The sequence below is a fragment of the Luteibacter sp. P4_E6 genome, from assembly GCF_056401535.1.
In genome coordinates this window covers 1-3,716 of record NZ_JBFUJE010000390.1, presented here as the reverse complement: position 1 = coordinate 3,716, position 3,716 = coordinate 1, and the positions used below count along the sequence as shown (strand labels likewise).

Here is a 3,716-nt window from a genome sequence, read left to right as displayed (position 1 = left end):
GGGTCATTGAGCAGCCGAATGCCGCACGACGTGAGCAGTTCATGCATGGAGGGATCCATGACGAACGCGGACATGTCAATGCATCGCAGCATCCACATAAAGTGGTCCGTCGTCGCGATCCAGCGCGATTGGTCCTCGATCGGATCGTCGGGATATGGCATTCGCTCGATTAGCGAGATCCCAATTGACACGGCGGCGCGCGCTATGATCTGGTGACCGCGGTAATGCAGTTCGTCACTGAAAGGTGGCAGCGAAGGTCGACCTAGGTCACTTTCGCTCACCCCGAGAGCGAGCCAATCGGCAATCATGTGCGAAGCCACTCGCTGCCCCCAGTCTTCTTGTTCCTCCCCGGCGCCTTCATACTCATTCGGCCCCTCGGGCGGATTGGGTACCGTCTCTGGCGCTGGCGTCGCTCCACTAGCACCCCCACCGACATACACCTTCCGCACGAACTCAACGAGCTGATCGAGCGAATCGAAGCGCACCTCTCCGCTGTCGCCATACACGCCCGATTGCGCTCCCTGACTTATGGCGCCGAGCGAGAGCGCACGGCTGGACACTGGCACGGGACGGAAATGGGGCGCAGCCACGACCACGGCGTGCTCAACCTCCAGGTCTCCGATGTCCGCCTCGCCACTCTGGCGAAAACTGGCGAACGCAATTCCGCCATCGGCATCCAGTGCATCGATGGACCACCGCCTCCCTTCCTCTTGCATGGTCATGCCCTCACCCGCCCGTCTGTCGTCACGACACGATACGGAAGGTTGTTTGCCGCGGCGGACCTGGCAGCCTGTTCCCGGCGGTGGCGCCATATCAACTCAGCGAGAGTGGGTGTCAGTCCCTGCCTTTGCCGCTCGGCGATATGCATCTCCAGCGTGGCATCGGCAGAAGAAACGCGAATTTCCTCGATGCTCGAGACATCGAATGTCTCAAGCCTCACGACTTCGAAGTACTCCTCGTCATGCAGCAACGATGCGGCGATACGGCCAACTGTCAGCAACCGGTCGTCGATCGAAGGATCACGTATGACCTTGCAAACCAGCATGGACGCCACGTCAAGCCGGGTGCCCATCATGCGTTGGATCAGCGTGCCGACCTGGGCACCCTGGCTGATCATGTCTGCCATGGGAGACCGGGTGAGGTCATACGAGTTTCGGGAGAGGACCACCGTGTCGGCGGAGAACTCCGACGATTTCAGAACGATACACACGTCGCCGTAATAGCGCATGCCCACGCCGTTGAGTTCGACGGCGCCGTAATGGATATCCTCATGCGAGACCGGAGGCACCAGGGCAGACGCGATGGCTATGTCGACCCCGAGCCGACGCGGCGATACCTGCGAAGGGTTTCCAATCGTTCGCCGAGTTCCGCGGTGATAGCAGTTCACGTATCCGGACGCGAGAATCTGTGGAAGATGGGCGCTGGACACGTTGTATACGACACGGACACCGTCGCCCTCCCGTGCGGTACCGCTATCGATGCCGACACCATCGATCGCACGCGTGATCATGGACGCATTCGCCCCACGATAGTCGCCCCCTTTGCGTTGGCGAGCAATACGCTGGTTGGCTTCGTTGCCCCAATTCAATCGAACCATGGTCTACATCCCCTGTAGCGGCATTCGCCGACCGCGAAACGCTAACACTCGATGGCGCTCCGTTGCCACCCTGGACCTGATGACGGTTTGACGGCGCCTCCTTAAGTAGTTCTACGCACGCCCCCTCATGCATTTTCCCGACGCGACGCCCGCCCCTGCATGCGTAGATAGGCATGACGCTCACCATGCTGGGACGCGAGTCACCCGGAGGTCACCGATGAAAGCTCGCCACGCAGGCTCGACCCGATCGCTTCACGCGCTCTGCCGGATGGCGGGCGTTATCGGGGCCCTTGCGATAACGCCCCTGGCATTCGCCCAAGCCGCACCCCCATCCAGCGAGGCGAACGAAGCGAACAATCCGCTGACGCCCAAGATAACGGTCAGTTTCCAAGACCAATGGGCGCCGCAGCTCTACGACAGCAACGATTACACCAACGCCTTCCTGTTCCGCGGCGTCATCCCGAATGCGGCTTTTGGCACACCGCAACTCTTTCGCTACACGCTGCCTGTCGCGACTGCTCCCACACAGACAGGAACGACCACGTCGATCGGCGACCTGAACCTGATCGACCTGTTTCCCTTCAAGGTCGGTAACACCGAGGTGGCGATAGGGCCCCAGATCACAGCACCGACGGCAAGCAAGGACGAAACCGGCACCGGCAAATGGCAGGGTGGTCTGGCGGCGATCGTCATCGCGCCGCAGAAATGGGGTCTGCTGGGAACGCTGGTGACATGGCAGCAATCGTTCGCAGGGTCCAACCGACGCCTCGACCAGAACAGTCTCGCTTTCCAACCCCTGATTCTCTACAACCTTCCCAAAGGCTGGTACCTGAGATCGACGGCGACCTGGAACTTCGACCTGCAGCGCGGCAACTACGCCATCCCCGTTGGCTTCGGCCTGGGCAAGGTCAAACTGCTCGAGAGCGGCACGACGCTGAATATTTTCCTCGAACCCCAATGGACCGTGTCACGCAGCGGCGCGGGGCAGCCGCAGTTCCAGGTCTTCGCGGGGGTCAACCTGCAGTTCCCGATGAAGCGCTGACGGCGCTAAGCTGCAACGACCTTAGCCACCCGTCCAGGCTCAACCATGATCGACCACATCGGCATTTACGTTCGCGACTTCGAGCGAAGCAAGGCGTTCTACCTGGCTACGCTCAAAGCCATCGGTTATGAACTGCTTCTGGAAATTCCCGCATCCGTCACCGGGCGTACGGATGTCGCCGGCTTTGGCGAAAATGGCAAGGCCGACTTCTGGATTTACCGGGGCGAGCCGAATCAGCCACCGGTGCACGTGGCCTTCCGCGTCACGACGCAGCACGACGTCCGCGCCTTCCACGAAGCCGCGCTGGACGCGGGTGGTCGGGACAATGGCCCTCCGGGCCCCCGTACGCATTACAGCGCCGGCTACTACGGCGGCTTCATCCTCGATCCGGACGGCCACAACATCGAGGCAGCGTTCCACGCCCCCTAGTTTCAGATGTCGAACAGCATGCTAGACTCCCGCCCCATTGCAAATGCAACCTATTCGCATCTGATTGGCACACACTGACCCCGCCTTTCGAGTTGGGGTCTGGCTGCCATCGAAAACCAAGGGCTCAGCRTGCTTTCGTCTCACTCCCGCCGGGCGTCCGCCCTGCGCGTTCGCTTCAGCGCGGCGTCCATCGCCGCGGCCCTCGCGGCCAGCCCGTACGCCGTGCAGGCACAGGAAGCCAAGCCCGCCGTGGCGGACGACGCCGCCACGCTGGACTCCATCCAGGTCGCTGGCAGCTGGCTGGGCACGGGTCTCCAGGACAGTGTGAAGACCTTTGCCGGCGCCCGTACCGTGCTGGACCGCACGCAGATCAGCGGCACCGGCGCGACCAGCATCGGCGATGTCATGCGTCGCATCCCTGGCGTCCAGTCCACCGATAACTCCGGTTCGGCCGGCAGCGCGGTTTCCCTCAGCATCGGCGTGCGTGGCCTGACCGGCCGCTACAGTCCTCGCTCCACCGTGCTGCTCGACGGCAGGCCCATGGCGTTCGCGCCCTACGGCCAGCCGCAGCGGTCCGTGGCACCGGTCAGGTTGAACAACATCGAATCCCTCGTTGTCGTTCGCGGTGGCGGCGCCGTACGTTATGGG

Annotated in this window: 5 protein-coding genes; 3 read left to right on the top strand and 2 right to left on the bottom strand. The window is 62.3% G+C overall.

Features of this window, described 5'->3' with window-relative positions:
• Window positions 1-722, bottom strand: a 722-nt coding sequence (locus tag AC1DT2_RS17820; RefSeq protein ID WP_477297803.1) for a hypothetical protein, incomplete at its 3' end; no start/stop codon positions are given.
• Window positions 719-1,597, bottom strand: a complete 879-nt coding sequence (locus tag AC1DT2_RS17815; protein ID WP_477297801.1) for a hypothetical protein — start codon at window positions 1,595-1,597, stop codon at window positions 719-721. The genes AC1DT2_RS17815 and AC1DT2_RS17820, both read right to left, overlap by 4 nt.
• Before the next feature lie 217 nt (window positions 1,598-1,814).
• On the opposite strand from AC1DT2_RS17815, the gene AC1DT2_RS17810 reads away from it, so the two are divergent.
• From AC1DT2_RS17810 to AC1DT2_RS17800, 3 genes are all read left to right on the top strand, one after another.
• Complete coding sequence (locus AC1DT2_RS17810) at window positions 1,815-2,639, top strand: hypothetical protein (protein ID WP_477297800.1); 825 nt, start codon at window positions 1,815-1,817, stop codon at window positions 2,637-2,639.
• A 45-nt stretch (window positions 2,640-2,684) separates the two neighbouring features.
• Window positions 2,685-3,068, top strand: coding sequence for a VOC family protein (locus AC1DT2_RS17805; protein WP_063573140.1), 384 nt, complete (start codon window positions 2,685-2,687; stop codon window positions 3,066-3,068).
• 222 nt (window positions 3,069-3,290) lie between these two features.
• A partial coding sequence (locus tag AC1DT2_RS17800; protein ID WP_477297798.1) for a TonB-dependent receptor plug domain-containing protein occupies window positions 3,291-3,716 on the top strand: 426 nt, incomplete at its 3' end.

Bases quoted from the DNA above. Each gene is read 5' to 3' on its own strand.
- AC1DT2_RS17815 (WP_477297801.1), bottom strand. From the start codon at position 1,597: ATGGTTCGATTGAATTGGGGCAACGAAGCCAACCAGCGTATTGCTCGC.
- AC1DT2_RS17805 (WP_063573140.1), top strand. From the start codon at position 2,685: ATGATCGACCACATCGGCATTTACGTTCGCGACTTCGAGCGAAGCAAG.
- AC1DT2_RS17810 (WP_477297800.1), top strand. From the start codon at position 1,815: ATGAAAGCTCGCCACGCAGGCTCGACCCGATCGCTTCACGCGCTCTGC.